Source organism: Mesorhizobium sp. M0478 (assembly GCF_040321305.1).
Taxonomy (GTDB): domain Bacteria; phylum Pseudomonadota; class Alphaproteobacteria; order Rhizobiales; family Rhizobiaceae; genus Mesorhizobium.
The window spans coordinates 600939-627697 of record NZ_JAMYRH010000001.1 but is presented as its reverse complement, the minus strand read 5'-3'; the positions used below and the strand labels follow the sequence as shown (position 1 = coordinate 627697).

The 26759-nt window shown below is 63.3% G+C and carries 24 protein-coding genes and 1 tRNA gene; 19 read left to right on the top strand and 6 right to left on the bottom strand.

All coding sequences use genetic code 11. From position 1 onward, the window contains the following. Positions 1–62: 62 nt before the first annotated feature. On the top strand, positions 63–1901 hold the full coding sequence (gene recQ, locus NKI64_RS03085) for a DNA helicase RecQ (RefSeq protein WP_023684111.1): 1839 nt from the start codon (positions 63–65) through the stop codon (positions 1899–1901). Between the two features lie 396 nt (positions 1902–2297). After that, positions 2298–2450, top strand: coding sequence for a hypothetical protein (locus NKI64_RS03080; RefSeq protein ID WP_023668683.1), 153 nt, complete (start codon positions 2298–2300; stop codon positions 2448–2450). A gap of 769 nt (positions 2451–3219) precedes the next feature. Here NKI64_RS03080 and NKI64_RS03075 read toward each other — a convergent pair. Further along, positions 3220–4158, bottom strand: coding sequence for an AraC family transcriptional regulator (locus NKI64_RS03075; RefSeq protein ID WP_023693170.1), 939 nt, complete (start codon positions 4156–4158; stop codon positions 3220–3222). 126 nt (positions 4159–4284) lie between these two features. On the opposite strand from NKI64_RS03075, the gene NKI64_RS03070 reads away from it, so the two are divergent. Further along, positions 4285–5178 (top strand): SDR family oxidoreductase, encoded by an 894-nt coding sequence (locus NKI64_RS03070; RefSeq protein ID WP_352666446.1) that lies wholly within the window; start codon positions 4285–4287, stop codon positions 5176–5178. Positions 5179–5454: 276 nt separating this feature from the next. Here the strand turns inward: NKI64_RS03070 and NKI64_RS03065 are convergent, their stop codons facing one another. Continuing rightward, positions 5455–6501, bottom strand: coding sequence for a class I SAM-dependent methyltransferase (locus tag NKI64_RS03065; RefSeq protein ID WP_023755531.1), 1047 nt, complete (start codon positions 6499–6501; stop codon positions 5455–5457). Between the two features lie 267 nt (positions 6502–6768). Here NKI64_RS03065 and NKI64_RS03060 point away from each other — a divergent pair, with 267 nt between their 5' ends. After that, positions 6769–8748 (top strand): putative bifunctional diguanylate cyclase/phosphodiesterase, encoded by a 1980-nt coding sequence (locus NKI64_RS03060; RefSeq protein WP_023728673.1) that lies wholly within the window; start codon positions 6769–6771, stop codon positions 8746–8748. Positions 8749–8888: 140 nt separating this feature from the next. Here NKI64_RS03060 and NKI64_RS03055 read toward each other — a convergent pair. Then, a tRNA-Ser gene (locus tag NKI64_RS03055) sits at positions 8889–8978 on the bottom strand. A 367-nt stretch (positions 8979–9345) separates the two neighbouring features. On the opposite strand from NKI64_RS03055, the gene NKI64_RS03050 reads away from it, so the two are divergent. From NKI64_RS03050 to NKI64_RS03040, 3 genes are all read left to right on the top strand, one after another. Beyond that, positions 9346–10053: a 50S ribosomal protein L21 gene (locus NKI64_RS03050; protein ID WP_023700236.1), complete on the top strand. Its 708-nt coding sequence runs from the start codon at positions 9346–9348 to the stop codon at positions 10051–10053. A 99-nt stretch (positions 10054–10152) separates the two neighbouring features. Beyond that, positions 10153–10422: a 50S ribosomal protein L27 gene (gene rpmA / locus NKI64_RS03045; RefSeq protein WP_015315190.1), complete on the top strand. Its 270-nt coding sequence runs from the start codon at positions 10153–10155 to the stop codon at positions 10420–10422. A 132-nt stretch (positions 10423–10554) separates the two neighbouring features. Then, positions 10555–11142: a GNAT family N-acetyltransferase gene (locus tag NKI64_RS03040; protein ID WP_023688901.1), complete on the top strand. Its 588-nt coding sequence runs from the start codon at positions 10555–10557 to the stop codon at positions 11140–11142. 191 nt (positions 11143–11333) lie between these two features. On the opposite strand, the gene NKI64_RS03035 is transcribed toward NKI64_RS03040, so the two are convergent. Then, positions 11334–12197, bottom strand: coding sequence for an endonuclease/exonuclease/phosphatase family protein (locus NKI64_RS03035; RefSeq protein WP_352666443.1), 864 nt, complete (start codon positions 12195–12197; stop codon positions 11334–11336). A 167-nt stretch (positions 12198–12364) separates the two neighbouring features. On the opposite strand from NKI64_RS03035, the gene obgE reads away from it, so the two are divergent. The 5 genes from obgE (at position 12365) to NKI64_RS03010 (ending at position 18056) form a co-directional block, all read left to right on the top strand. Beyond that, entirely contained in the window at positions 12365–13396 is a 1032-nt protein-coding gene (obgE, locus tag NKI64_RS03030; RefSeq protein WP_023668691.1) for a GTPase ObgE, read from the top strand. 2 nt (positions 13397–13398) lie between these two features. Beyond that, positions 13399–14565: a glutamate 5-kinase gene (gene proB / locus NKI64_RS03025; RefSeq protein WP_352519126.1), complete on the top strand. Its 1167-nt coding sequence runs from the start codon at positions 13399–13401 to the stop codon at positions 14563–14565. Positions 14566–14579: 14 nt separating this feature from the next. Then, positions 14580–15866, top strand: a complete 1287-nt coding sequence (locus NKI64_RS03020; protein ID WP_352666441.1) for a glutamate-5-semialdehyde dehydrogenase — start codon at positions 14580–14582, stop codon at positions 15864–15866. A 203-nt stretch (positions 15867–16069) separates the two neighbouring features. Continuing rightward, complete coding sequence (locus NKI64_RS03015; RefSeq protein WP_023700240.1) at positions 16070–16702, top strand: nicotinate-nucleotide adenylyltransferase; 633 nt, start codon at positions 16070–16072, stop codon at positions 16700–16702. Positions 16703–16787: 85 nt separating this feature from the next. Further along, entirely contained in the window at positions 16788–18056 is a 1269-nt protein-coding gene (locus NKI64_RS03010; protein WP_460221828.1) for an MFS transporter, read from the top strand. Positions 18057–18071: 15 nt separating this feature from the next. On the opposite strand, the gene NKI64_RS03005 is transcribed toward NKI64_RS03010, so the two are convergent. Further along, positions 18072–18926 (bottom strand): mechanosensitive ion channel family protein, encoded by an 855-nt coding sequence (locus NKI64_RS03005; RefSeq protein WP_352666438.1) that lies wholly within the window; start codon positions 18924–18926, stop codon positions 18072–18074. Positions 18927–19166: 240 nt separating this feature from the next. On the opposite strand from NKI64_RS03005, the gene rsfS reads away from it, so the two are divergent. From rsfS to NKI64_RS02980, 5 genes are all read left to right on the top strand, one after another. Beyond that, a complete protein-coding gene (gene rsfS / locus NKI64_RS03000) occupies positions 19167–19544 on the top strand; it encodes a ribosome silencing factor (RefSeq protein WP_023668698.1) in 378 nt (125 codons plus the stop codon). Positions 19545–19606: 62 nt separating this feature from the next. After that, positions 19607–20089 (top strand): 23S rRNA (pseudouridine(1915)-N(3))-methyltransferase RlmH, encoded by a 483-nt coding sequence (gene rlmH / locus NKI64_RS02995; RefSeq protein WP_023668699.1) that lies wholly within the window; start codon positions 19607–19609, stop codon positions 20087–20089. A 122-nt stretch (positions 20090–20211) separates the two neighbouring features. Then, positions 20212–21570, top strand: a complete 1359-nt coding sequence (locus tag NKI64_RS02990) for a murein hydrolase activator EnvC family protein (RefSeq protein WP_352666436.1) — start codon at positions 20212–20214, stop codon at positions 21568–21570. A 1-nt stretch (position 21571) separates the two neighbouring features. Next, a complete protein-coding gene (locus NKI64_RS02985; protein ID WP_023668701.1) occupies positions 21572–22897 on the top strand; it encodes a S41 family peptidase in 1326 nt (441 codons plus the stop codon). A gap of 180 nt (positions 22898–23077) precedes the next feature. Continuing rightward, entirely contained in the window at positions 23078–24259 is a 1182-nt protein-coding gene (locus NKI64_RS02980) for a divergent polysaccharide deacetylase family protein (protein WP_352666434.1), read from the top strand. A 19-nt stretch (positions 24260–24278) separates the two neighbouring features. Here the strand turns inward: NKI64_RS02980 and NKI64_RS02975 are convergent, their stop codons facing one another. Continuing rightward, on the bottom strand, positions 24279–24743 hold the full coding sequence (locus tag NKI64_RS02975) for a DUF8220 family protein (protein WP_245267136.1): 465 nt from the start codon (positions 24741–24743) through the stop codon (positions 24279–24281). A 47-nt stretch (positions 24744–24790) separates the two neighbouring features. Between NKI64_RS02975 and NKI64_RS02970 the strand changes: the two genes are divergently transcribed. After that, positions 24791–25303: an RNA pyrophosphohydrolase gene (locus NKI64_RS02970; protein ID WP_023693158.1), complete on the top strand. Its 513-nt coding sequence runs from the start codon at positions 24791–24793 to the stop codon at positions 25301–25303. A 271-nt stretch (positions 25304–25574) separates the two neighbouring features. Continuing rightward, positions 25575–26684, top strand: coding sequence for an alanine racemase (alr, locus tag NKI64_RS02965; protein WP_352666431.1), 1110 nt, complete (start codon positions 25575–25577; stop codon positions 26682–26684). Positions 26685–26759 lie beyond the last annotated feature (75 nt).

The following is a 26759-nucleotide window of genomic DNA, read 5'->3' as shown; positions in this document are numbered from 1 at the left end:
GGCTGCGCTAATCGTTCTGTCCACGCCGCTGCTTCGGGCGGCCGATCGCAAAAACATCAGTGATGCAGATATCGACGACAAGCGTGCCGACGCACGATCCCAAACGGCGCGTCCTCAAGGACGTGTTCGGCTTCGACGATTTCCGTCCCGGACAGGCCGCGGTGATGGAGGCGCTGCTTGGCGGCCGCCATGTGCTGGCCGTCATGCCAACGGGTGCCGGCAAATCGCTGTGCTACCAGGTTCCGGCGCTGGTCAAGGGTGGGCTGACCATTGTCGTTTCGCCGCTAGTGGCGCTGATGCAGGATCAGGTCGCGGCACTGCGCCTCGCCGGCGTCGCCGCCGATACGATCAATTCCTCGATCGACCGTGATGCCAATGTCGCGGCATGGCGCCGCGTCGCGTCGGGCCAGACGCGGCTGCTCTACCTCGCGCCGGAACGGCTGATGACCGAGCGGATGCTGGATGCGCTTGCCAGGCTCGATGTCAGCCTGATCGCCATCGACGAGGCACATTGCATTTCGCAGTGGGGGCCGGCGTTCCGGCGCGAATATGAAGACCTGTCGCAGCTGCGTGGCATCTTTCCCGACGTACCGATCATTGCGGTGACGGCGACGGCGGACGAGACGACGCGGGCAGACATCGAGAGACGGCTGTTTGGCGGGCGTGTCGAAACGCAGGTGCTTGGCTTCGACCGGCCCAACATCAAGCTTGCCATCGAGCCCAAGCAGGACAGCAAGCGGCAGTTGCTCAACTTCATCGAGCGCCATCAGGGGCGCAGCGGCATCGTCTACTGCCTGTCGCGCAAGAAGACCGAAGAGATGGCGGCATTCCTCGAAAAGAACGGCGTGACCGCGCTCGCCTATCACGCCGGGATGAGCAAGGAGGCGCGTGATGCCAACCAGAACGCCTTCATGACGCTGTCGGGCGTCGTCATGGTGGCGACCATCGCCTTCGGCATGGGGATCGACAAGCCTGATGTCGCCTATGTCTTCCACACCGACCTGCCGGGCAGCCTCGAAGCCTATTACCAGGAAATCGGCCGCGCCGGTCGCGACGGCCGGGCGGCGGAGGCGCATATGCTTTACGGCCTTGGCGACATCCGCATGCGCCGCATGTTCATCGACGACGAGGACGCCGCTGTCGAACACAAGCGCCGCTCGCATGGCCGGCTCGATACGCTGATCGGCTATTGCGAGACGGCCGAGTGCCGCCGCCAGGTGCTGCTCGGTTATTTCGGTGAAGAGGCGGTCCCTTGCGGCAATTGCGACAATTGCCTGGAACAGGCGCCGCGCGCCGACGGCACCGCCGAGGCGCGCCTCATCCTGGCGGCGGTGGCGCAGAGCGGCGAGCGCTTCGGCGCCGGCCATGTCATCGACATCCTGATCGGCCACGAGACTGAAAAGATCGCGGCAAGGGGGCATCACAGGCTGGCAGCCTTCGGCAATGGCGCCGCGCACAAGAAGGATTTTTGGCAATCTATGATTCGCCAGCTGGTCGCGAACGGTTTCCTGATGCCGGACCCGGCCGGCCATGGCGGGTTGGCCATCGCGGACAAGGGCCACGCACTCGGCCGGGGCGAGGTGCCGTTCCAGTATCGGGTCGAGATGCGCACGCGCGCCGCGCGCCGCGCGGCTCGTGCCGGGCAGAGCCCTCAGAGCGAAAATGTCGATGCGTCGCTGCTCGCGGCGCTCAAGACGGTGCGGCTGCGGCTGGCCAAGGAACGCCAGGTGCCGGCCTATGTGGTGTTTTCGGATCGTACACTGATCGACATGGCCGAGCGTCGTCCGCAAGACCTCGACGATTTTGCCGAAGTGAATGGCGTCGGCGCCGCCAAACTCAAGGAGTTCGGCAAGGCTTTTGTGAGCGCCATTGCCGCGCACCTTTCCGAGACGCCAGGCTGAAAGGGTTTTGCTGGACCAAAGCCCGATCCGGCATCAGTACGCCTTCAACTTGCCCGCCCGCTTATCCTTTCATTTTGGCGCTACCCTGCCGTAGGGGAATGGCCTTCTAAATTGTATGGAACCGTGACGACAACACACATTCCTGAATCTATGCGGTCGATTCTTCGGATGTAGCCGTGACTATGGAAACCCGCTGTTGCGCGCGGATGGCGGTTTTCTCGGCCTTGGAGACGCTACCTCGGCAGCCGCTATCCGCTGACCCGAATGGTATGATTCAGACCATCTTTGTTGTTGAAAACCCGCTTTCGACGGGAGTATAAAACTCGAGGTTACCATTGCTTTTCGTATAGAGGCTGTGGTGGAAACGTGGGTCCAATCCGCAAAGAATTGCCTTGCGTGGAAGTGGTCGAAGCCGGCGGCGGATGGTCCGTTCCTGTGGCCAAGGAAGACCAGGAAATTACCCGATCATTCGTGATTGAACCGTTTGCGCTGTCCTATGCTGAGGGCCAGCGGATACGCCTGCATCTCGACAAGTTCGTTCGTCTGTAGAGAGGCTAGGCCCGATGAAAGACCGGTGGGAACCTGACCACCAGTTCATTGAAAGCGCCCGCCGTAGCCAGCTCCGAGCGGAGAGCCAACTGGACTCCCTGCAATCGACCATCGCCGAAACGCGACGCGTCCTAGAGGCTTCACGGAAGCTCTTGGAAAAGATTGCCGAGCGGGAACACCATACCCAGCCATAGGGAATGGCCGGTGCAGGTTGGGCATGCTTGTGGGGCTTCACCGCACCGGCCACTGCGGGAAGATATGAGGCCCCCCGCGCCGCCTAAGATATAGGCATATTAGCAATCGCGCAATTAACCCTATTGCGCTACCCAGCCGTAGAGGCAAGGAAATCGGAGAAGTTGGTGCCGGTTAACCGCCAGCACGCGAGCAAGTCATTCTGAAAGCATGAAAAACGCGATTTTGCTCGTGCCAATTGAGCGTCTGAAATCTAGTTCCTCCTGCCGATTATCCCTAAGTTAACTGGAATACTTATATCCCCGAAGGGTTGCGAATCAGTCGATTGTCAAGCGCATGCCATGGAGCAAGCAAGGGATCGATTTGAGCAGAAGGGCCGCAGCGGTCGAAGCGCGCTGGGAAATCCGAGCGGCTTCGGCAATTGTCCGCTCTGGCTCGCCCGCTACAACTCGACTCGCGCAGTGTGGACGGAATCACCGGCCATGTGGACGAGAACAATCTGGCGATGTCGTTCACCGAGTTTCGTTCGCGCTACAGCCTCTAAGGGCAAGCTAATCAAGGCGCTCGGATCGCCGCCTCAGGCGGCTTCGCGTTCGGCCTGCGCAGTCAGGTCCGGCTCCCGGCGGCTGTACTGCCGCGGCGAACAGCCCATGACGCGCTTGAATGCCGTGCTGAAGGCGCTTTCGGATTCGTAGCCGAGCGCCAGCGCGATGACGGAAACCGGATCGCCGGAATGCATCAGCCTGTCGCCGGCCAGCATCATGCGCCAGCGCGTCAGATAATCCAGGGGTGAGGCCCCGACCGTCTGCTTGAATCTGAGCGCAAAAGTCGATCGCGACATGCCGGCGCGCTCCGCCAGTTGCTGCAATGTCCAGCCATGCGCCGGGTCCTCGTGCATGGCGCCGATCGCCGCGCCGATCTGCCTGTCGGTGAGTGCGAACAGCCAGCCGACATTGCCTTGCGCGGTCATATGCAGGCGCAAGGCCTCGATCAGGATCATGTGGGCGAGGTGCTCGACGATGAGAAAGCCGCCGGGACGCCGCTGGCGCAATTCCTGCATCATCCGCTCCACCGGCCAGCGAAGCGCCGAATGGTCGCTCTCGCCGCGGATGTGGACGATGGGCGGCAGCATCCGCAAGAGGATGCCGGCATGGTCGCCGGACAGCGTGAAGCGACTGCTGACCAGGAGGAAATCGCCGCCGCCATTATGGACGGTGATGCCGCCGGTCCGCGCCGGTGAAAAGATCGTTCGCGCATCGACCGTCGGCAGGCCGAGATCGCTGGCAAGGCGGAAAGGCCGGCCGCGCGGCAACAGGAAGCAGTCGCCCACGTCCAGCCGCACCGCGTCAGGGACGCCCTCGACCGACAGCCAGCATCGGCCGGACACCACGGCGCCGCATTTGATGGCGGCCTGCTGGTCAGGAAACTGGATCGCCCAGTCGCCACCGGTTTCCAGCCCAGCCGACAGGTAATTGCGCGGCTTCAGTAGCGACAGCACGTCTGACAGCGGATCCATGAGCGTTCTCGGACGATTGCGAAGATATCTCGGATTTTACAGTATAGATCGTATGATCTCAAACTTCTATCTCCTTCGCAACGGGCTGCCTGTACGGCGTTCGACAAAAACCAAGGAGAAATCATCATGCGTGTGTTCGTTACCGGGGCTACCGGTTTTGTCGGTTCGGCTGTTGTGCGGGAATTGCTCGGGGCGGGCCATCAGGTGCTTGGCCTCGCGCGGTCGGAAGCAGGTGCGGAGTCGATCGTGGCCGCGGGTGCCGAGGCGCATCGCGGCGATATCGAGGATTTCGACAGCCTGCGCAGCGGCGCTACCCAATCGGATGGCGTCATCCACACGGCCTTCAACCACGACTTTTCGAGATTCGCCGCCAGTTGCGCAGTTGACCAGCGCGCCATCGAAACGCTCGGCGCGGCGCTCGAGGGTTCCGAGCGGCCGCTGCTTGTCACCTCCGGCCTCGCCGGTTTTGCGCAGGGAAGGCCGGCAACCGAAGACGACAAACCCGCGCCTCCATCGGCCGCCATGCCGCGCGCTTCGGAAGCAACGGCCGTGGCGCTCGCAGCGCGCGGGGTGCGCGCATCGACGGTGCGGCTGGCGCCGACCGTCCATGGCGAGGGCGATCACGGTTTCGTGCCGATGCTGATTGCCATTGCGCGTGAAAAGGGCGTCTCGGCCTATGTCGGCGACGGCGCAAATCGCTGGGCGGCGGTGCACCGGTTCGACGCCGCCACCCTGTACAGGCTGGCGCTGGAGAAGGGGGCGGGCGGCGTCAGCTATCATGCGGTTGCCGAACAGGGCGTGGCGAGCAAAGAGATCGCCGAGATCATCGGCCGCCGGCTCGGCCTGCCGGTCGTTTCCATAGGCCCCGAGGAGGCGGCTGCGCATTTCGGCTTTCTCGGGCATTTCATCGGCAGGGACTTGTCGGCGTCAAGTGAGCAGACCCGCACTGCGCTGGGATGGCAGCCGACCGGGCTTGGGCTCATCGCCGATCTCGACCGTCCCGGCTATTTCGAGGCCTGATCAGGCCGGCCAGTCGCGTTGCATTGCACGACCGACAGCCTGGCGATCAGCGGCAGTGCCAGCAACACGGCCAGACGCAGCCCGCCGAGCGGGCAGCACCGTCGTGCTGCTGGAACCGCCGCCACATCTGTATGGCGGCAAGCAGAACGAACACGGCGTAGGCCGCCCGCAGCCCGGACGACCTGCTCGCCCGTCGCCGGAAAGCCGGCGAAGGCATGGCCTCGTCATGGCAGACCTACCTTGTTACGGGGATGCGCGCGCGATTCCCGCGCCTAGTTAGAGATCGCCCTTCCTCACCTTGCCGTAAACGATATTCCGGTTCGAGCCATAGTAGACTTTCGCGTCGAAAGGACTCCCGCCGAGGGCGGCATTGATGATGTCCCACATATCGTCGGCCGAACGTAGGATGAGCGGCCAATCCATGAAAGTCTCCATGTAACCATCCGTCGTTATCTCGTCGCTGAAATTGGCAAACAGGAATTCGCCACCGGGCTTGACGAGTTCCATGGCTCTTTGAAGCAGGCGGATGCCGATGGCACGCGGCAGGTAATCGTAAAGCCCCGATGCGTAGACGAGATCGAATGTGCCAAGGGCGTAGGCGCGGCGCAGGATGCCGCGTACGGAACCCTGGACTGCCTCGACTGCCGTGCCGGCAAAGTCGTGGTTCACCGTGGCTACGCTGACGGGGTCCTGATCCAGGCCGATCCAACGTTGCAGTTTATGCCTGGCCAACGCATCGGAGCGTTCGGCTTCCCTGAGGTGGCCGCAGGCAATCGCCAGCACCTCAGCCTTTTCCACACTGCTGGCCGTCTCGTCCACGGTCCTGGCCAGAATATCCCGCCGCTCGCGCCCCGCCACCGAACTGGCAGCTTCACTGGTGTACGCATAAATTTGCCGACCAAGTAAGGTCGACGAGGCCACGATCTCGTCGGCGATCGGATGCTTGTAGTAAATATCCAGCAGGCCTGCATCGCCTGAATACCCGCGCGGTTTTTCGACCGACCACCGCGTGAACGGGTCTTGGAGCAAATATTCCGCGACCCGATGCTGCTGAGCCAAAGGAACGAGTTTCTGCCAGACCGCGGGAGCAACCTGCCGGCGGAGCTTGTGGAGTCGCCCCGCCAAACGATGGACGACGGGGGCGGCCGGTTTGTTTCGCGCAAAGGCTTGATGAGCAAGGTCCAGTATCAGGGCGAGCTGGGCCGTGCTGTCCCTCAACTCGTCGGAGTCAGCCGCCTCTTCGGAGGTCGCAACATGTTTCTTCATCAGCCTGGTGGTGACCAGGCTGTATTGGTCGAGCTGCAGTTTTGGCTTGATAGGCATGCCGTTTACTCTCCGGTTTACCGCCCCGGTCCCCGGCCAGCAGCATAGGTGCGCCGCCAACCAATGCTAACAATTTTAATAAAATTTTAGTAAAATTCTAATCAACGGAACGGCCATCAATCCTGCAAACTGGCTAAATCCGAACCGCCCGTTTACCCTCGGTTAGCGACATCTGACTTTTCTTGCGGACAGGGACGTCTTCATTCCCCAACCGCAGGCGACGTCGGCTGTTGCATTCGCTACTGCAGATCGCGGAGGAGCGTTGCGATGCAACTGAGCGAGGACGTTGCCCAGAAGGTGGCGGCAGCGATTGGACGTCCGCGGTGGCATTCCGCCGATCCGGAACTCCTGACACTGTTCCTGCAGAAGGATGCCGATGAGAATCGCAGCCTTGTGCGATGGGGTATTGCGGCTGCTGTATTCAGCTATGTGGCCTATGGCCTTTTCGATTGGTTTCTCTTTCCGGATGTCGCCGGCCGGCTTGTTTTGACGCGCGTTACGCTAGGGATCACTTCCCTGGCGCTTGTCGAATTTGTCGCCCGACGGGGCTTTGCCCTTGCCACCTTGCACCTTGTAGCAGCGCTGGCGATTGTCTCCGGTGCCCTTGGGTGGCTCGTCTCCGCTGTTGGAACAGAGCATCAGGATGCCCTCTCCCATTTCATGGTTTTTGGCACCGTGTTCATCCTGGGTGCGAATCTGTTCTTCAACTTCCGTTTTTGGCTTTCAGCCCTTGCCTCCGCGACGGTCGCCGCAAGCTTTGTGTACGCCGCGATGTTCTCCCTTCAGGCCGACATCGCCGGTCGGGTCGTGTTGTCGGCCTATTTCGTGAACTGCCTCGTCTTGTCGCTTTATCTTTCGTGGCGGCTGAGTCTGGAGCGGTACCAGACTTTCCTGCACGCGCTTCGGGCACAATTCCAGGAGCAGGCTGCTATCAAGAAGGGGCAAAAGCTAACTGAAATCGCCGACACCGATCCGCTCACGGGAATGAAGAACCGCAGGGCGATCATTCGAGAATTCTCGGAGCTGCGCGAAGACTGGGCCGCGGACGACGACGAGATAGGCCTCATTCTGATCGACGTCGACTACTTCAAAAGGTTCAATGACGGACTTGGTCATCAGGCCGGCGACGATTGCCTGATCAAACTCGCCCATGTCCTTTCCGAGATGGCGGCTGCCAACAACGCCATCGCGGCCCGCTATGGCGGAGAAGAATTCGTCATTCTCTGCAAGGTCACCGGGCGGGCTCACCTTCATGAGATAACGAAGAAATTCTGTCGCGCTGTAGAGGATTTGGATATCTACCACCCTGATCGGGGCGACAAGCTCAACATCGTAACGATCAGTGCCGGGGCGTCGTTGACGCGCGCCGATCAGAGCATAGAGCTTAGAATCCTGCTGCAGGAAGCTGACCGCGCACTCTACGCGTCCAAGTTTGCCGGTCGGGCTACGTTCACGATTTACGACCCGCACGCCACCAGCCAGGATCGCTCCGGCGAAAATCTTTCAGAACTGCTGAAGGTGGCAGTTTCCAACCAGCTCGTTTCTGTCGCTTACCAGCCAATTCGCGAGCTGGCGTCGGGACGCGTTCTGGGCCACGAGAGTCTGATGCGGGTATGCGACTTCGACGGCACCATGATCAGTCCGTCCGTATTCATACCCGTTGCCGAGCAGACCGGAGCGATCGTGGAACTGGGTACGTGGCTGATCGATCGAGCCTGCGGTGACATGGCGGAATACGGATTGGGCTCGGTCGTGACGGTGAACGTATCCGTTCTTCAGCTCAAGGCTCCCAATTTTTCACTCCGGATCACCGAAATCCTTGGCAGGCACGGCCTTGCGCCCCAGAAACTGGCCATCGAAATCACCGAAGGCAGTGACATCTTTCTGGAGGCGCAAGCGGTCAGAAACGTGGAGCGGCTGCGAAAACTCGGCGTTCAGATCTGGCTGGACGACTTCGGAACGGGATTTGCCGGCTTGACATGGCTCCGCCGTTTCAAGTTCGACGTGGTCAAGATCGATCGCAGCTTCCTCCACGATTGCCAGACGTCTCGTGGCTTGAGCCTGTTGCGGGACATGGTCGGGCTGCTTCGCAATCTCGGCCATGTCGTGCTCGCCGAGGGCGTCGAAACGGAGGAGCAGTACATATTGCTGCAGCGCCTGGGGGTAAATTTGATGCAGGGCTTCCTCACCGGGCATCCAGTCCCGATCGAAGAGGTAAACCAAATGAGGCAAGGCCTTGTTGCCTAGCGGCAGCCCCTTCGCTGAAGCTTCGGAGGGCATCCTGCTTCGTTCCGGTCCCCCTACGCTACTTCGTAGCTTCGGGCGACACTCCTACGCCCAGATGCGGTTCCGGGTGGCCTGCCACCCGAAGCCCGCAGGGCGTAGGATGGCGGAGAGGGAGGGATTCGAACCCCCGATGGGCTTGCACCCATGCCGCATTTCGAGTGCGGTGCATTCGACCACTCTGCCACCTCTCCGCGGTCATGGTCGGCCGTTGCCGGCGCGGCGCACTAGATAACGGCTGGGCGGGCAGGTTACAAGGCCAAATCCGCGGGGAAATTCAGCTTCCTGTGCGGGCTTTGCCGGGAGGGCTGCGCCGCGGCCACGTCGGCAGATAGGCCAACCGGTCTCGACCAGAGGGATCGGGCGCGGCAAGGAGGCCGCATGGCCAAGGAATCCGGCCGTTTGCCTTGACTCGTACCGAACCTTCGGTTAGGGGAAGCGCGCAATCGGCGTGGAGGGTTCTTCCACGCCGCTTGTTTTTCGAACCCGCAGACTGACAAAAAGACGGCCGAACCGCGTGACGCGGCTCATCGAGGCCGACCGAACAGCGAAAGGCAAAAAATGTTCGCAGTCATTAAAACGGGCGGTAAGCAGTATCGCGTTGCCGCCAACGATCTCCTGAAGATCGAGAAGCTCGAAGCCAATGTCGGCGATATCGTCGAAATCGGCAGCGTCCTCGCCCATGGCGAAGGCGAAAATGTCACCTTCGGCGCCCCGTTCGTCGATGGCGCTCTGGTCACGGCGGAAGTCGTCGAGCAGGGCAAGAACCGCACCGTCATCGCTTTCAAGAAGCGCCGCCGGCAGAATTCGCGCCGCAAGATCGGCCACCGCCAGCTTCTGACCACCGTGCGGATCGCCGAGATCCTGCTGGGTGGCGCCAAGCCTTCCAAGAAGGCCGCAGCCAAGGTGGAAGCCAAGGAAGTCAAGGCTGACGTAGCGCCCGAGGCGAAGGCTGAGGCCGCGCCGAAGGAAGCCAAGGCGAAGAAGGAAGCCAAAGCCGAGGCTGCTCCGAAGGATGAAGCCAAGACGGAGACCGCCGTCGCCGCGCCGCTGTTCAAGGCGCCGAAGGGCGAGCCGGACGATTTGGCCGTGATCAAGGGCATCGGCCCGGTTGCCGCCGGCCAGCTGCACGAGCAGGGCATCACCACCTTCGCCCAGCTTGCCAAGCTGTCGGACAAGGACGTGGCCAAGATCGACGCGCACATGCCCTTCAGCACCGACCAGATCAACGACTGGCGCGAGCAGGCCAAGGAACTGGCGAAGAAGTAAAACGAACCGGCGACAAGGTCGCCGGATCGGACTTGAAACGGAACGCGAACGCGTTCATAAGACCATTCAAGCGCCCCAGGGCGCATCGGAGTTAGTTAGATGGCACACAAGAAAGCTGGCGGCTCGTCGCGCAACGGTCGCGACTCGCATTCCAAGCGTCTGGGCGTGAAGAAGTTCGGCGGCGAAGCCGTCATCCCGGGCAACATCATCATCCGTCAACGCGGCACCACCTGGCATCCCGGCGTCAATGTCGGCATGGGCACGGACCACACCCTTTTTGCGCTCGAGACCGGCGCAGTCACCTTCAACAAAAAAGCCAACGGCCGAACCTACGTATCGGTCAACCCGATTACCAAAGCCGCGGAGTAGCCGGTTCCGCACTATAAAACCGGCGCCCATCTCGGGAACCGGTGTCTGGCCAAACCAGTGAATGGAGCCAGGAAAAGGATCAGGGGAGATGGGTTTTCCATCTCCCCTTTTTTCTTGCCTGGAGGACGTCGAATGGTTGCCGAAGCGGAAGACACCGAAGACGAAAGTTACGCGATAGATTGCCCGGTGCTGGCCACGGAGCGGCTGGTGATGCGCGCCCCGTGTGAAGCCGACATCGCGCAACTGGTCGAGCTTGCCGACAACCGTCACGTCGCCGAGATGCTGGCCCGCATGCCGCACCCCTATGGCGAGGCCGAGGCACGCGCCTTCCTGGCCATGACCAGGTCGCGCCGGGCCGGCATCGCCTACGCCCTGACGCTCGCCGGCACCGACATTTTCGTCGGCTGCGCCGGCCTCAACATGACCGATCGCGGGCTGGAACTCGGCTACTGGATCGGCGAGCCCTATTGGAAGCGCGGCTATGCGACGGAGGCCGCGCATGCGTTGGTCGACCTCGCCTTCCAACGGACGTCGATCCAGGTGCTGCAGGCTTCGACGCGGGTGATCAATCCGGCCTCGCGCCGGGTCATCCACAAATGCGGCTTCCAGTATGCCGGCCAGGGCATGCTGAACTCGATCGTCGCCGGCCAGGTGCCGGTCGAGCGGTACCGGCTGGACAGAAAGACCTGGATCAGCCTGCGCAACTGGGTGCATTTCTAGGTGTTTTGATATTCAGGTGAGGCCGGCCTGCAAACGCGGGTTTATGCGCTTCCGGTGCACGTACTTAAGTACGCTCCGCTCCGGTTCTCGGGAGCCGCCATTCTCGGCTCGGCCTGACCTGAATCTCAACACACCTAGCGCGTGCCTCCAAATGACAGGTTTGGCAACGTTGGTTGTGGATCGGACTCAACTCAGCCCATCTCGACCCAGATCGGGAGATGGTCCGACCCGACCGCTTGACGGTCGACCCACAGGCGCTTCAGCGATCCGGCGAGCGAGGCCGAGGTGAAGATGTAGTCTATGCGCTTGTGGCGGCTTGTGTCTTCGGGTCGCGTGGGATCGACCCAGGTGACGACGTCTGCTGTGTTCAGGCGCTGGGCAACGTCGACCGCGAGATCGGCGGTCAGCGGCATACCGAATTCATGGTCCGGGCGGCCGACGAGTTCGACATATTCGGGCGAGCCGGGCAGCATGTTGAAGTCGCCCATGACGATGAAGGCTTCGGGATAGGGCAGGTCCGGCAGGCCGATCTCGGGAATGCCGGAGAGGCCGCCGCCCTCGAAGGCATAGTTCAACAGGCGCTGGCGCAGGAAACGGATCTGGCTGGCGCGTTCAACCGGACTGCGATGGTCGAGATGCGTGGAATAGAAGCGGATGAAGCCGAGCGGGGTCTCGACCAGCGCCTCGAGTGCGCCGCGCTGGAAGTTCATCGCCTCAAGGCTGCGGCTGCGCGGCAAAAGCAGATTGCGCGACAGATGGATCGGCGTCTTCGACAGCACCATGTTGCCGAGCTGGAAAGTGGTGGTGACGGCGCGGCCGGCCTCCAGGCGCGAGCCGACATTGACCTCGAAATTGCTGCCGTAGGCGGCAAAATATTCGGGCAGCGCCTCGCCGATCTCGGCGACCATGTCGCGGTTGCCGTTCCTCGGATTGTTGCGGGTCACTTCCTGCAGCGCGATCACATCGGCGCCGCGAACCGCCGCGGCGATGCGGCCGAGATCGTAGCGGCCATCCAGACCGATACCGTACTGGATGTTGTAGCTTACAACCTTCATTCCCGCGCCCCTCAAGCTCCGTCCGCGAACACTGCTACCGCGTCCCCGGCAAAAGGGCATCCGGCGCTTTAGTCGCAAAACGGCCTCGCCCTTGGCCGCGCCTTGGTTTAGAGCAAGGCGCAAGATCTAAAGCAAAGCCGCAAGGCCAACAGAAACTGCGTAGTCCAATGAAATTTCTCGATCAAGCCAAGGTTTATATCCGCTCCGGCGACGGTGGCGCCGGCTCTGTGTCGTTCCGGCGCGAAAAATTCATCGAGTTCGGCGGCCCGGATGGCGGCGACGGTGGCCGCGGCGGCGATGTCTGGCTGGAAGCGGTCAATGGGCTGAACACGCTGATCGACTATCGCTACCAGCAGCACTTCAAGGCCAAGACCGGTGTCCACGGCATGGGCCGCAACATGACCGGCGCCAAGGGCGCCGATGTGACGCTCAAGGTGCCGGCCGGAACCCAGGTGTTTGCCGAGGACAATGAGACGCTGATCTGCGACCTGACCGTGGTCGGCCAGCGCTTCCTGCTGGCCAAGGGCGGCAACGGCGGTTTCGGCAACCAGCATTTCAAGACCTCGACCAACCAGGCGCCTCGCCGCGCCAATCCGGGCCAGCCCGGCGAAGAGATGAATGTCTGGCTGCGGCTGAAGCTGATTGCCGACGCCGGCCTGGTCGGGCTGCCCAATGCCGGCAAGTCGACTTTTCTGGCAACCGTCACCGCAGCCAAGCCAAAGATCGCCGACTACCCCTTCACCACGCTGCATCCAGGTCTCGGCGTTGCCCGCATCGATGCGCGCGAATTCGTCATCGCCGACATTCCGGGCCTCATCGAGGGCGCGCATGAGGGTGTCGGCATCGGCGACCGGTTCCTCGGCCATGTCGAGCGCACGCGTGTGCTTTTGCATCTGGTTTCGGCGCAGGAGGAAAATCCGGGCAAAGCCTATAAGACCGTGCGCGCCGAGCTCGACGCCTATGGCAATGGGCTGATCGAGAAGGTCGAGATCGTGGCGCTCAGCCAGGTCGATATCCTCGATGCCGATGAGCGCAAGAAGAAGGTTGCGTCGCTCAAACGCGCTGCCGGCCGCGCGCCGATGCTGCTGTCGGCGGCCACCGGCGAGGGCGTCGAAGCGGTGCTGCGCGCGCTGATGGCGGTTGTCGGCGAAGCGCGCGACAGGGCTGCCGCTCCCGTCGAGACCCGCTGGGACCGATAGCGATGACGGCGCAGTCGCTGACAAAATACCGGCGCATCACGGTCAAGATCGGTTCGGCCTTGCTGGTCGACCGCACCAGCGGCCTGAAGCGCGACTGGCTTGCCTCGCTTGCCGAGGATATTGCGGTGCTGGCCAATGGTGGCGCCGAGATCCTGGTCGTGTCCTCCGGCGCCATTGCGCTCGGCCGCACCATTCTCGGTCTCGGCAAACGGGCGCTGAAGCTGGAAGAAAGCCAGGCGGCTGCGGCCGTCGGCCAGATCGCGCTGGCCGGCGCGTGGTCGGATGCGCTGGGCAAGGGTTCGCTGAAATCGGGCCAGATCCTGCTGACGCTGGGCGACACCGAAGAGCGCCGCCGCTATCTGAATGCCCGCGCGACGATCTCGACGCTGCTCAAGATGAAGGCGGTGCCGGTCATCAATGAGAACGACACGGTGGCGACCTCCGAAATCCGCTATGGCGACAATGACCGGCTGGCGGCCCGGGTGGCGACGATGATGGGCGCCGACCTGCTTGTGCTGCTCTCCGACATTGACGGGCTCTACACGGCGCCGCCGGCGCGCGATCCCGCTGCGAAATTCATTCCGGTGGTCGACCGCATTACACCCGATATCGAAGCGATGGCGGGGGCGGCCGCTTCCGAACTGTCGCGCGGCGGCATGCGCACCAAGCTCGACGCGGGCAAGATCGCCACCGCCGCCGGCACCGCCATGATCATCACCTCGGGCACCAGGCTGTCGCCGCTGATGGCGATCGAGCGTGGCGAGCGCGCCACCTTCTTCAGGCCGAGCGCCAATCCGGTGAAGGGCTACAAGAGCTGGATCGCCGGCCAGCTCGAACCGGCGGGGCGGCTCACCGTCGATGCCGGCGCCATCGGTGCGCTGCTGTCCGGCAAATCTTTGCTGCCGGCCGGCGTCAGGCTGGTCAGCGGCAATTTCTCGCGTGGCGACACGGTGGCGATCCTGTCGCCCGAGGGCCGCGAGATCGCGCGCGGGCTTGTTGCCTACGATGCCGCCGATGCCGTAAGGATCGCAGGCCTGAAGACCGCCGAGATCGAAACCGTGCTCGGCTACGAGGCGCGCTCGGCGATGATCCACAGGGACGATCTGGTGGTGAGCGATCCGGGTGACCAGATACGGCCTGCCGGCCAGCTATGGGCCGGGGCGACGTAAGCGGAGGATGAGCCATGCTGAAACTGCATGAACAATCCGGGGATGACACCGTCGCGCTGATGGCCGGTATCGGCCGCCGCGCCCGCGCGGCCGCCCGACCGTTGGCCATTGCGACCGCCGCCGCCAAGAATGCCGCGCTTCTCGCCATGGCCGACGCGATCATCGCGCGCCAGCAGGAGATTCTCGACGCCAACGCCATCGATGTCTCTAACGGACACGAATCCGGACTGTCCGGCTCGTTCATGGACCGGCTGAAGCTCGATCCGGCGCGCACCCGTGCCATGGCGGATGGCATCCGTGAAATCGCCGAGCTCAGGGACCCGGTCGGCGATGTGATCGCGGCCTGGGATCGCCCCAACGGCCTGCAGATCGAGCGCGTGCGCACGCCGCTCGGCGTTGTCGGCGTCATTTATGAAAGCCGGCCGAATGTGACGGCGGATGCCGGCGCACTCTGCCTCAAGGCCGGCAATCCGGTGATCCTGCGCGGCGGCTCGGACTCGCTCAATTCGTCCGCCGCCATCCATGCCTGCCTGGTCGAGGGGTTGAAGGCCGCCGGCCTGCCCGAAGACGCCATCCAGTTGGTGCCGACCACTGACCGCGCCGCCGTCGGTGAGATGCTGAAAGGGCTTTCCGGCAATCTCGACGTCATCATTCCGCGGGGCGGCAAGAGCCTGGTCGGGCGCGTCCAGAGCGAGGCGCGGGTGCCGGTCTTTGCCCATCTTGAAGGCATCTGCCATCTCTACATCGACCGCTCGGCCGATCTCGACATGGCGGTCAGGATCGCCGTCAACGCCAAGATGCGGCGCACCGGTGTCTGTGGCGCTGCAGAGACTTTGCTGGTCGACCGCGCGGTGGCCTCCACGCATCTGGTGCCGATCCTCGGCGCGCTACGCGCCGCCGGCTGCGAGATCCATGCCGATCAGGAAGTGATGAAGCTGTTCTTCGACGCCAAGCCGGCGACCGATGCCGACTGGGTGACCGAATATCTCGAGGCCATCATCGCGGTAAAGCTGGTAGACGGAATTGCCGGTGCCATCGACCATATCGAGACGTTCTCCTCACACCACACCGAGGCGATCATCGCCGAGGATACCAAAGCGGTCGAGCGGTTCTTCAACGAGATCGACTCGGCGATCCTTTTGCACAATGCCTCGACGCAGTTCGCAGATGGCGGCGAATTCGGCATGGGAGCCGAGATCGGCATCGCCACCGGCAAGATGCATGCGCGCGGTCCGGTCGGCGTCGAACAGCTGACCTCGTTCAAATACCGCGTGCGCGGGTCGGGACAGGTGAGGCCTTGAATCATTCGCGTCAGGGCTTGAGGCATTGAGCCCAGACACCCCCCTCTTTCCTGCCGGACATCTCCCCCGCAAGGGGGGAGATCAGCTTTTTCTTCCGCTTTCGCCAATCACTAACGTTGCAAGAAAATTGCCTTTGCCGAAGCTGCTGATCTCCCCCCTTGCGGGGGAGATGCCCGGTAGGGCAGAGGGGGGTGCCTAGCACCATGCTGTCGTCCCTTCAGCCCGCCATCCCCTCGCACTACCTCCGCATGCCGCATGCCGAGAAAGGCCTCGCCGTCGGCCTGTTCGGCGGATCGTTCAACCCGCCGCATGCCGGCCATGCGCTGGTGGCGGAAATTGCCTTGCGGCGCCTCGCGCTCGACCAGCTCTGGTGGATGGTCACTCCAGGCAATCCGCTGAAGAGCACGAGGGAATTGGCGCCGCTGAGCGACCGGCTGCTGCAGTCGGAGCAGATCGCCAAGAACCCGAAGATCAAGGTCACCGCCTTCGAGGCGGCGCATCATATTCGCTTCACCGCCGACACGCTGGCGTTGGTCAAGGCACGCAATCCCGGCGTCGATTTCGTCTGGATCATGGGCGCCGACTCGCTTCGCGATTTCCACCGCTGGCAGCGCTGGCGCCAGATCGTCATGACCTTCCCGATCGCCGTCATCGACCGCCCGGGCGCGACGCTGTCCTTCCTGTCCTCGGTCGTGGCCAAAACCTTCGACTATGCCCGCGTCGACGAGGGTGACGCGCCCCGGCTCGCCCGCATGAAGGCGCCGGCCTGGACTTTTATTCACGGCCCGCGTTCGTCGCTGTCATCGAGTGCTATTCGCAAGCAAGCCAAGGGGTAACTCGTAAGGCCAGATCGCCGATGTCGCTTTTACGGCGGCCTTTCGCGATCCGCTGGGCGATGCTGCGCTGGATATGGCCAATTCAGTGAACCAGACCGACATCGACCACAATCATGGCGCCCCGCCGGCGCCCGTGATCGCCATTGCCAGCGTAATCATGTCGATGGCGCTGATCGCGGTCGGCAACGGGTTGATGTTCGCCTATATCCCGGTCCGGCTTGGCGTCGAGCGCTTCGATCCGACCTGGGCCGGGCTGATCATCACCGGCCTGTCTGCCGGCGGACTTGCCGGCTGTATCCTGACCGGGCCGCTGGTGCGCCGCGTCGGGCACGCCCGCGCCTTCATGGTGCTGTCGGCGCTGATAGCGCTGTCGAATGCTGCCATTGGCGCCGGCACCTACCCGCTGCTGTGGATCGCGGCGCGCGCGCTTTACGGTTTTGCCATATGCGGCCTGTTCATCGTCGCCCAGAGCTGGCTCAACGATGCCGTCGCAAACGCCATTCGCGGCCGGGTGATGGCGGTGTTTTACGTCGCCTATGTCGCCGGACTTGGCGTCGGCTATGCCCTGCTGGCGGCGGTCGACATCGCGACGGCGCAGGCGCCGCTGATCGGCATTGCCTTCACCGCGGTGTCGATCCTGCCGGTCGGCATGACGCGGTTGGCTCAACCGCCGCCACCTCGCGCAGCCTCCGTGGCGCTCGGTCGCGCCTGGCGGATTTCGCCGGTCGGAGTGGCCGGCATGCTCGCCGTTGGCGGTCTGTCGATGGCGATCGCCGGCTTTGCGCCGATCCACGCCACGGCCAAAGGCTACAGCCAGGCCGATGTGGCGCTGCTTTTGTCGGCCATGCCCGTCGGCACGCTGATCCTGCAGATCCCGCTCGGCTGGATTTCGGATCGTACCGATCGCCGTTACGTGCTGGCCGGCGCTGCGGCACTGGCCATCGTTGCCGGTATTCTGGCTATCGGCTTTGACGGTGGCGCTCTGGCGGTGCTGGTGGTGATCTATGTGATCTGGGACGGCGCCTCGGAATCGATCTATTCGCTGGCCAGCGCGCATGCCGCCGACCGCGCCGGCAAGGACGACATGGTGGCGCTGTCGAGTTCGTTGCTGTTTGCCTGGTCGCTGTCGGGGTTCATCGTGCCGGGTATCGTGACGGCCCTGTCGGCTGTCTATGGCACGCAGGCCTTCATTTATGTGGCCATCGTCATCGCCACTGTCTTCTGCCTGTTCGTGCTGTGGCGAGTGGCCACCACGCGCGCCGTCCCCGCTACGGAGACCAGCAGTTTCGCGCCGATGTCGGCGCAGGCGCCGCTGCCGGTGGAGCTCGCCTACGCCCCGGAAGATAAGCGCTGAACGGTTTCACAGCTCCTACTGCCTGGTGGCGGCAGTTTCCTGTCGAGCCTCCGGCGGAGGTGCGGGAACCGAAATGGCTTCGGCGTCGAACGCCTGCTTGACGCGTTTGGTGAGATCGATCTGGGTGGCGAAGAAATCCGCCGCCGTGGTCCAGTAGCGCAAGGTGATGGCGACGCTGGCATCGCCCACCGTGGCGACGAAGGCGATCGGCGCCGGCTCTCGCTTGACGCGGCGCTCGCCGCCGGCAACGCCCAGCATGGTTTTCTGCGCCAGGTCGATGTCGTTCCAGGAGCCGATGCTCAGCGTGATATCGCCGCGGCGCACACCATTACGGGTAAAATTGCGCACCGGCTGGTTCCATAGCGTCGAATTGGGCGCCAGCACATAGACGCCGTCTGTCGTGCGGAGCTTGGTGGCGAACAGGCCGATTTCCTCGACGGTGCCGGAAATGGCGCCGACCTCGACATATTCGCCGATGCGGAATGGCCTGAGCGCCAGAAGCATGATGCCTGCGGCGATGTTCTGCAGCGTGCCTTGCAGCGCCAGGCCGATTGCCAGCCCGATGGCGCCGATGGCGGCGATGATCGAGGCCGTCTGAACGCCGAACTGGCCGAGCACCATGATGATGACCAGGATCAGGATGGCGTAGCGCACGATCTTCGAGAAGAAATGGCGCAGCGTCGCGTCGAAACCATGGATATGGCCGAGGCCGGCTGAGATCGATCGTTCTGCGAGCCCGGCGACGAGATAGCCGACGACCAGCAGGATGATGGCGCCGATGGCGGAGAAGGAATAGGAAACGATCAGCGTGCTGAGTTGCGCAAGGCCAGCCTGCACGGTGAGCAGCGTGTTCTGGGGGTCGATTGGCATCAGGAAAATCCGTTTGGGGGTGTGTCGATAACCTCTGCCGCGGCCATGGGTTCCGATTTTTCTCAAGGCTCCGGAACCGGAAGTCGTGCACTGCGTTCGCGCTGGCAGGGCCTCCCGTCTTGAAACTGCAAGGGAACTCTGCCTATCTATAGGGTGTCACCTGATTTCGTGGGTGATTTGGTTGTTCTTGCTGCGAAAGGAAATACACTGAGAACAGCATTGCGGAAGAAGGCTGACATCATGCCTTCGCCGGCCAGGATCAGCGTAGATGACGCCGTGTCCCGTGCCATCAAGACAGTCCTTGCCAGTCTGGAAGACTCCAAGGCCGAAAATATTGTCTCAATCGACATTCAGCGGAAATCGAGCCTCGGCGACTATATGGTCATCGCGTCGGGCCGGTCGCACCGTCATGTCTCGGCTGTCGCCGACCACCTCCTCAAGGCGCTCAAGGATGCCGGTCTCGGCACGGCGCGCGTCGAGGGGCTGTCCGGCGCCGACTGGGTCCTGATCGATTCAGGCGACATCATCGTCCATGTCTTCCGCCCAGAAGTCCGCGAATTCTACAATCTTGAAAAGATGTGGCAGGCGCCGGACCTCGAGGAAGAGACCTTGCACTGAGCTCCGTCTCATGTCGTAACCATCCTGGGTGCGACATGGATTGAAAGCTCGCCGAGGCAGGGATGAAGATAGCAGTTCATGCCGTGGGCCGGATGAAGGCCGGCCCCGAGAGAGAACTCGCCGACCGCTATTTCGAGCGTTTCGCCAAGAGCGGCCCGGCGATCGGGTTCGAATTCTCTGGTGTCGCCGAGATCGCCGAGGGACGAGCCCAGAACGCCAATGAGCGCCGCCGCGAGGAAGGCCAGAAGCTGCAGGCACAGCTGCAGCCGGGCACGGCGCTGTTCCTGCTCGACGAACGCGGCAAAAACCTGTCCTCAGACGATTTCGCCAGCCGTATCGGCCAGCTGCGCGATGGCGGACGCAAGGCGTTGGTCATCGCCATTGGCGGCGCCGACGGGCACGACCAGTCGATTCGCGACCAGGCTGAGCTGATGGTCTCGTTCGGCGCGGCGACCTGGCCGCACCAACTGGTGCGTGTCATGCTGGGCGAGCAGCTCTATCGGGCGGCAACGATTCTTTCGGGACATCCCTACCACCGTTCGTAAATCAGTGGGTCGAGGGTCAATCGTCCGGATTTCCGCCCCAATGCGCGGCTGTTTTGTGCTAGGCTTCGGTTCGATCATGGTTGATGGTTCGTTAACGAAGCCACGCATAGAGTCGGGCTTCAATGGCTGACAACGGGAAATCACGAACGGGCTTCCGGCACGCGCGCTGCGGCATCGCTGCAGCGGTGGTTTTGCTGTCGCTCGGGCTTGCGCGGGCCGAAAATACGCTGGACGTGGCGCCCGACCCCGATCTGAGCCGTGCCGAATATGAGAAGGTGTCGGCCGAGATCACGCTGTCGTCCGAACGGCTGGCCAAGCTCGCCGCCGACATTGCTTCGGTCAAGAAGGACCATGCCTCGATCACCGCGGCGCTTATCCAGTCGGCGATGACCGAGCAGAAGCTCGGCCAGGACATCGAGGATATCGGCGCCAGGCTCGAAGGACTGAAGGGCGAGGAACAGAAGATCCGTGTCTCGCTGGCGGCGCGGCGCGACGTGCTGGCCGAGGTGCTGGGCGCGCTGCAGCGCATGGGGCTCAATCCGCCGCCGGCGATCCTGGTCAAGCCGGAAGACGCGCTGTCGTCGGTGCGCAGCGCCATCCTGCTCGGCGCAGTGGTGCCGGAACTGCGCCAGCAGACCGACAAATTGCTGGCCGACTTCAGGGAACAGACCCGGGTGACGGCCTCGATCGAGGCCGAGCGGACGCGGCTGACGGCGGCGGTCGGCGAGCAGACGGCGGAAAAGAAACGCCTCTCCATGCTGCTCGAAGCCAAGCAGAAGCTCGAGGCGGACACCTGGACGGCGATGGCCGCTGAAAAGCAGCGGTCCCAGGCGCTTGCGGCCAAGGCCGGCAGCCTGAAAGAGCTGATCGCTTCGCTTGAAGCCGACAAGAGCCGCAAGGCGGCGGATGCCGTCAAGGCAGGCGAACAGAAAGCGGCCGACAGCGATAAGCCGGACGCCGATAACGCCGATGCAGGCACAACCGCGTCGACGGAGCTGGCTTCGCTGCCCGTGCCGGAAGGCAACCGCCTCACCGCCGCTGCGCCGTTTTCGGCACTTCAGGGACAAGTCTCGCTGCCGGTCACCGGCAAGATCAAGCTGCGTTTCGGGGCCGATGACGGTAACGGCGCGGTGATGCTTGGCGACATGGTTGCGACACAATCGGGAGCCATCGTCACGGCACCGGCGGACGGAAATGTGCTTTATGCGGGGCCTTTTCGCTCCTATGGTCAACTCTTGATCCTCAATGCGGGAGACGGCTATCATGTCGTCCTGGCGGGGATGAGCAGAATCAGCGTCGCGTCTGGCCAGTCGGTGCTCGCAGGAGAGCCGGTCGGCGCGATGGGAGAGGCCCGGGTGGCAAGCACCTCGGCCTCGAAGAATGGAAATGCCACGCCGGAACTCTACGTCGAGTTCCGCAAGGATGGAAAACCCGTCGATCCGACCCCATGGTGGGCGGACCGCTTCTCTGGAAGGACGTGAAATGATGCGGAAACTGTCGCTTCTTATTGCCGGTGCGCTGATGGGCGCGTCAGCGATGAGCCTGGTCTATGGCGCGCCCGGCTCGACGGCGAACGCTGCAGGCTCCGAGACCTACAAGCAACTGGCGATCTTCGGCGACATCTTCGAGCGCGTGCGGGCGCAGTATGTGACGCCGCCGGACGACAAGTCGCTGGTCGAAAACGCCATCAACGGCATGCTCACCTCGCTCGACCCGCACTCCTCCTACATGAACGCCGAGCAGGCGCAGGACATGCGCGTGCAGACCAAGGGTGAGTTCGGCGGCCTCGGCATCGAGGTCACCATGGAGAACGACTTGGTCAAGGTGATCACGCCGATCGACGACACCCCGGCTGCCAAGGCAGGCGTGCTGGCCGGCGACTATATCGCCAAGATCGACGGCCAAGAGGTTCGCGGCCTGACGCTCAACGATGCAGTCGAAAAGATGCGCGGCCTGGTCAACACGCCGATCAAGCTGACCATCCTGCGCCAGGGCGCCGACAAGCCGATCGAGCTGACGGTGGTGCGCGATATCATCAAGGTCAAGGCGGTCAAGTTCCGGGTCGAGAACGACATCGGCTACATGAAGATCACCTCCTTCACCGAAAAGACCTATGACGACCTCGAGAATGCCATCGACACCATTAAGAAGCAGGTGCCGAACGACAAGCTCAAGGGCTATGTGCTCGATCTCAGGCTCAACCCGGGCGGCCTGCTCGACCAGGCGGTGAGCGTGTCCGACGCCTTCCTCGACCGTGGCGAGATCGTCTCGACCCGCGGCCGCGACCCGAAGGACGTCACACGCTTCGACGCCAAGGCAGGCGACGACATCGGCGCCAAGCCGCTGATCGTGCTCGTCAATGGCGGTTCGGCCAGCGCCTCCGAGATCGTCGCCGGCGCGCTTCAGGACCTGCGCCGCGCCACAGTGGTCGGCACGCAGTCGTTCGGCAAGGGCTCGGTGCAGACCATCATCCCGCTTGGCGAGAACGGCGCGCTGCGCCTGACGACGGCGCTCTATTACACGCCGTCCGGCAAGTCGATCCAGGGCAAGGGTATCACACCCGATATCAAGGTCGACCAGCCGCTGCCGCCCGAACTGCAGGGCAGGGACCTGACGCGCGGCGAATCGGACCTCAAGGGCCATATCAAGGGCGCCGACGAGAGCGATACCGGCTCGGGCTCGGCTGCCTATGTGCCGCCGGATCCGAAGGACGATCTGCAGCTGATCTATGCCGAACAGCTGCTGCGCGGCCAGAAGACCGATCCGGCATTCCCGCCGAATCCGGAGAAGGCAGTGCTCAACCAGTAAAATCGACTGGTAGCTCTGGCTGCCCAATCGAAGCGATGCAATGCTGCCGGGACCGTGAGGTTCCGGCAGTTTGATTCGGGGGCAGCTGGGCGCTGTGCCTCAAAGGCGCAGGGGACGCGCCGTCAGTTTTGGATCTGCGCATGGCGAAGATTTCGCTGATCACGCGCCGGGGGATGCGGCTTGGCTGACATCGGCAAGGACATCGAACGCCCGCTCGGACAGACCGTCCGACCGCGTGCCGCGTCGCGCGGGATCAGCGCTGGCGCCGTCGCGGCGACGCTGGTCGTGCTGGCCGCGGTCGGCATCTCCGGCGCGATCGCGCTGCGCGAGAAGCCGTTCCGCAAACCGGAAGCAATCGCGGTCTCGACGCCGAAGGTGACGGCGGCGGCCGAGCCCGCGGCCGCAGCGCCCACTGCTCAAGCGACGGCGGCAGCGCCGAAGGCGGAAACGCCCAAGGCCAGCGGTCCGCAGATCATCCATGTGCAGTCCCAGGAGGGTGACGGCCCGCCCAATGCAGCCATCGTCATCCACGACCCGTCGACGATCGGCCAGAACCTGAAGATCGCGCATATCCCCGACAGGGCGCTGATCGAGGCCAGCGACACCGGCCCGTTGCCGGTTCGCGCCGCTGACGGCCGGCGGCCGTTCGATGTCTATGCGCGGCCGTGGTCGGGTTCGCGTGGCGCTCGAGTGGCAATCGTCATCGGCGGGCTTGCCGTGTCGCAGACCGGCACGCAGGCCGCGATCGCCAAGCTGCCGGCCGAAGTGACGCTGGCTTTTGCGCCGCAAGGCAACAGCATCGGCCGCTGGATGCAGGCGGCACGGCAGAGCGGGCATGAGGTGGTCATGCAGGTGCCGCTCGAACCGTTCGACTATCCCAACGTCAATCCCGGCCGCAACACGCTGACAGTGGCGGCAAGCCCGGACGACAATCTGAAGAATCTGCGCTGGGCGCTGTCGCGGACCACCAACTATACCGGCGTCATGAACTATATGGGGGCGCGCTTTTCGGCCGACGCGACAGCGATGGGGCCGTTCATGGCCGAACTCGGCAAGCGCGGCCTTGCCTATATCGATGACGGCTCGTCCGCACGGAGCCTGGCGTCCGATCTCGCCTTGAAGGACGGTGTGCCATTCGTCGCCGGCGATACGGCAATTGACGCTGTGCAGGACCGCGGCGCCATCCTGAAAAAGCTCGACGCGCTGGAAGCGACCGCGCGTGCGAAAGGCTCCGCCGTCGGCATCGGCTCGGCTTTCGACCTCACCGTCGACACCGTGGCGTTCTGGGCGGTCGAAGCGAAAAAGCGCGGCATCGAGATCGTGCCGATCTCGGCGGTGGCCATCGACCCGGAAAAGGGCTGACCGGCGCTTGTGGCGATTTTCAACGATGCCGAGAAAAGAGCTCTCTCTGGGCCTGATTGATTGAACCATCATCCCAGTCGACCTCGCGCTTTGATTGCGGGATGTGTCTCCGCCGATATTCGTTGTTGTAGAACAGGGTGCCGTGGATTCCGAGCACATCGCGTTTCAGGATGGGACGACCCCAAAGCGGCGCCAGCACGCGACCTGCCTCGTCTTCACCAAGCCGCTCAAATAAATCTTCGGCCAGTTCCATGTCTCTTCCATCCGGGAAGATGGCGGCGTACTCCTCCTCTGTTGCCTCGAACACGCTGAAGGTTGCGTTCAAGGCGCCGTCGATGATTTGAATATTTTTCATGGAATTACTCTGCCATTCGACCGCAACGGCGGCAACGGGGCTGGGTGGCAGTGACTGGAACGAACCCACGTTTTCCGCTTCCGGGGCAAGCCTACTTTGAGTACGCTCCGCTCCGGTTCTCGAAATCATTCGCCACTGCCTCGCCGGAGCGAATCTCAGAACGGCTTTAAACTCCGATGGCTAAAAAGATCGATCCCGAGACGCTGCCATACCGCCCCTGTGTCGGGCTGATGATCCTCAATGGCGACGGGCTGGTCTGGGTCGGGCACCGCATCGCCGAACCGGACAGCGAATTTGCCGGGACCACGCAGCTCTGGCAGATGCCGCAAGGCGGCATCGACGAGGGCGAGGAGCCGCTGCAGGCGGCCGGGCGCGAGCTCTATGAAGAGACCGGCATGCGCTCGGTCACGCTGCTGGCCGAGGCGCCGCATTGGATCAACTACGACCTGCCGCCCGATCTGGTCGGCATCGCCCTCAAGGGCCGCTATCGCGGCCAGACGCAGAAATGGTTCGCCTACCGCTTTCACGGCGAGACCAGAGAGATCCAGATCAATCCGCCGCCAGGCGGCCACACCGCCGAATTCGATGAATGGGCATGGCGGCCGATGCAGGACCTGCCCGATCTGATAGTGCCGTTCAAACGCAAGGTCTATGAGGATGTGGTGGCGGCGTTCCGTCATCTTGCCTAGCTGGATGTGACGGTTCGCACGGCACCAGATTCGTGCTTTATTGATCGGGACACCCGCAGCCACGAGACCCATATGAACGACGCCGGGCAATGGCCTCTTAGCGCAGCGTATGGGCTGCCCCTCACCCGCCTGCCGGCTTTCGTCACTCGAAAAGCCAAGCAGTTGGCTTTTCGTCCGCTTTACGCCGACCGCTCCTCAACTCCCCGTATAGGGATAGGGAGAGATATCCGGCAGGACAATGAGGGGCAGCGCCGACTTCAGCGGGTCTGCGATGCATAAAGCCAAAGATACCATCAGCGAAGCGGCGGCCGGCGCCATTCTCACCATCGATCTCGGCGCTATCCGAGAGAATTACCGGCGGCTCAAGGCAAAGCTCGGCGGCGTGCGCTGCGCCGGCGTCGTCAAGGCCGACGGTTACGGGCTCGGCGCGCGGCAAGTGGCGGCGGCACTGGTTGCCGAAGGCTGCGACAGCTTCTTTGTCGCGCATCTCACCGAGGGTGTCGCGCTGCGCGACGCACTCGGACCGAAGCTGGAAATCCATGTGCTGAACGGGCTGCCGCCGGGCTCGGAACCCGAAGCGGTGGCTGCCGACCTTGTTCCCGTCATCAACAGCACCGGGCAACTGAAGGCGTGGAGCAAAGCCGGCCAGAAGGCCGGCCGCAAGCTCAAGGCCGCCATCCAGGTCGACAGCGGCATGTCGCGGCTGGGCATGGCGCCGGCAGAGGTCGAGGCGCTTACGGCCGATGCTTTCGCCGGCGTCGATGTCGTTCTCGTCATGAGCCATCTGGCCCGTGCGGACGAACCGACCAATGCGGCCAATGACGCGCAACTCAGGGAGTTCGAACGGCTGCGCAAAATGCTGCCCAAGGCGCCGGCGTCGCTGGACAATTCTTCCGGCATCTTTCTTGGGCCGCGCTATCAGTACGACCTCGCGCGTCCGGGCGCTGCGCTCTACGGCATCAATCCGACGCCTGATGAGGCGAACCCGATGCTGCCGGTGGTGCGGCTCGAGGCAAAGATCATCCAGACACGCGGCATCGATAAGGGCGCGGGCGTCGGCTACGGACATGCGTTTCTGGCCAGCGGTCCCTTGCGCGCGGCCACGATCTCGCTCGGCTATGCCGATGGCTGGCACCGGCGCGCGGCTTCGGCTGCCTGGCTCGACGGCGTGCGACTGCCCTTTGTCGGGCGGGTGTCGATGGATTCGATCATACTCGACATCTCGGCCCTGCCGGCCGGCCGGCTGCGCGAGGGCGACCTTGTCGAACTCCTAGGCCCCTCGCAGAGCGTCGATGACGCCGCCGGTCATGCCGGCACGATCGGTTATGAAATCCTGACCAGTCTCGGCCCCCGCTTCCACCGCCGCTATATCAACGAATAGAGCCGCGACACGCCGCCCCTTGGCGGACGCCGCAGAATCCGGCAGACAGGAGGCGGCGGCCCTCTGACGGAAGTC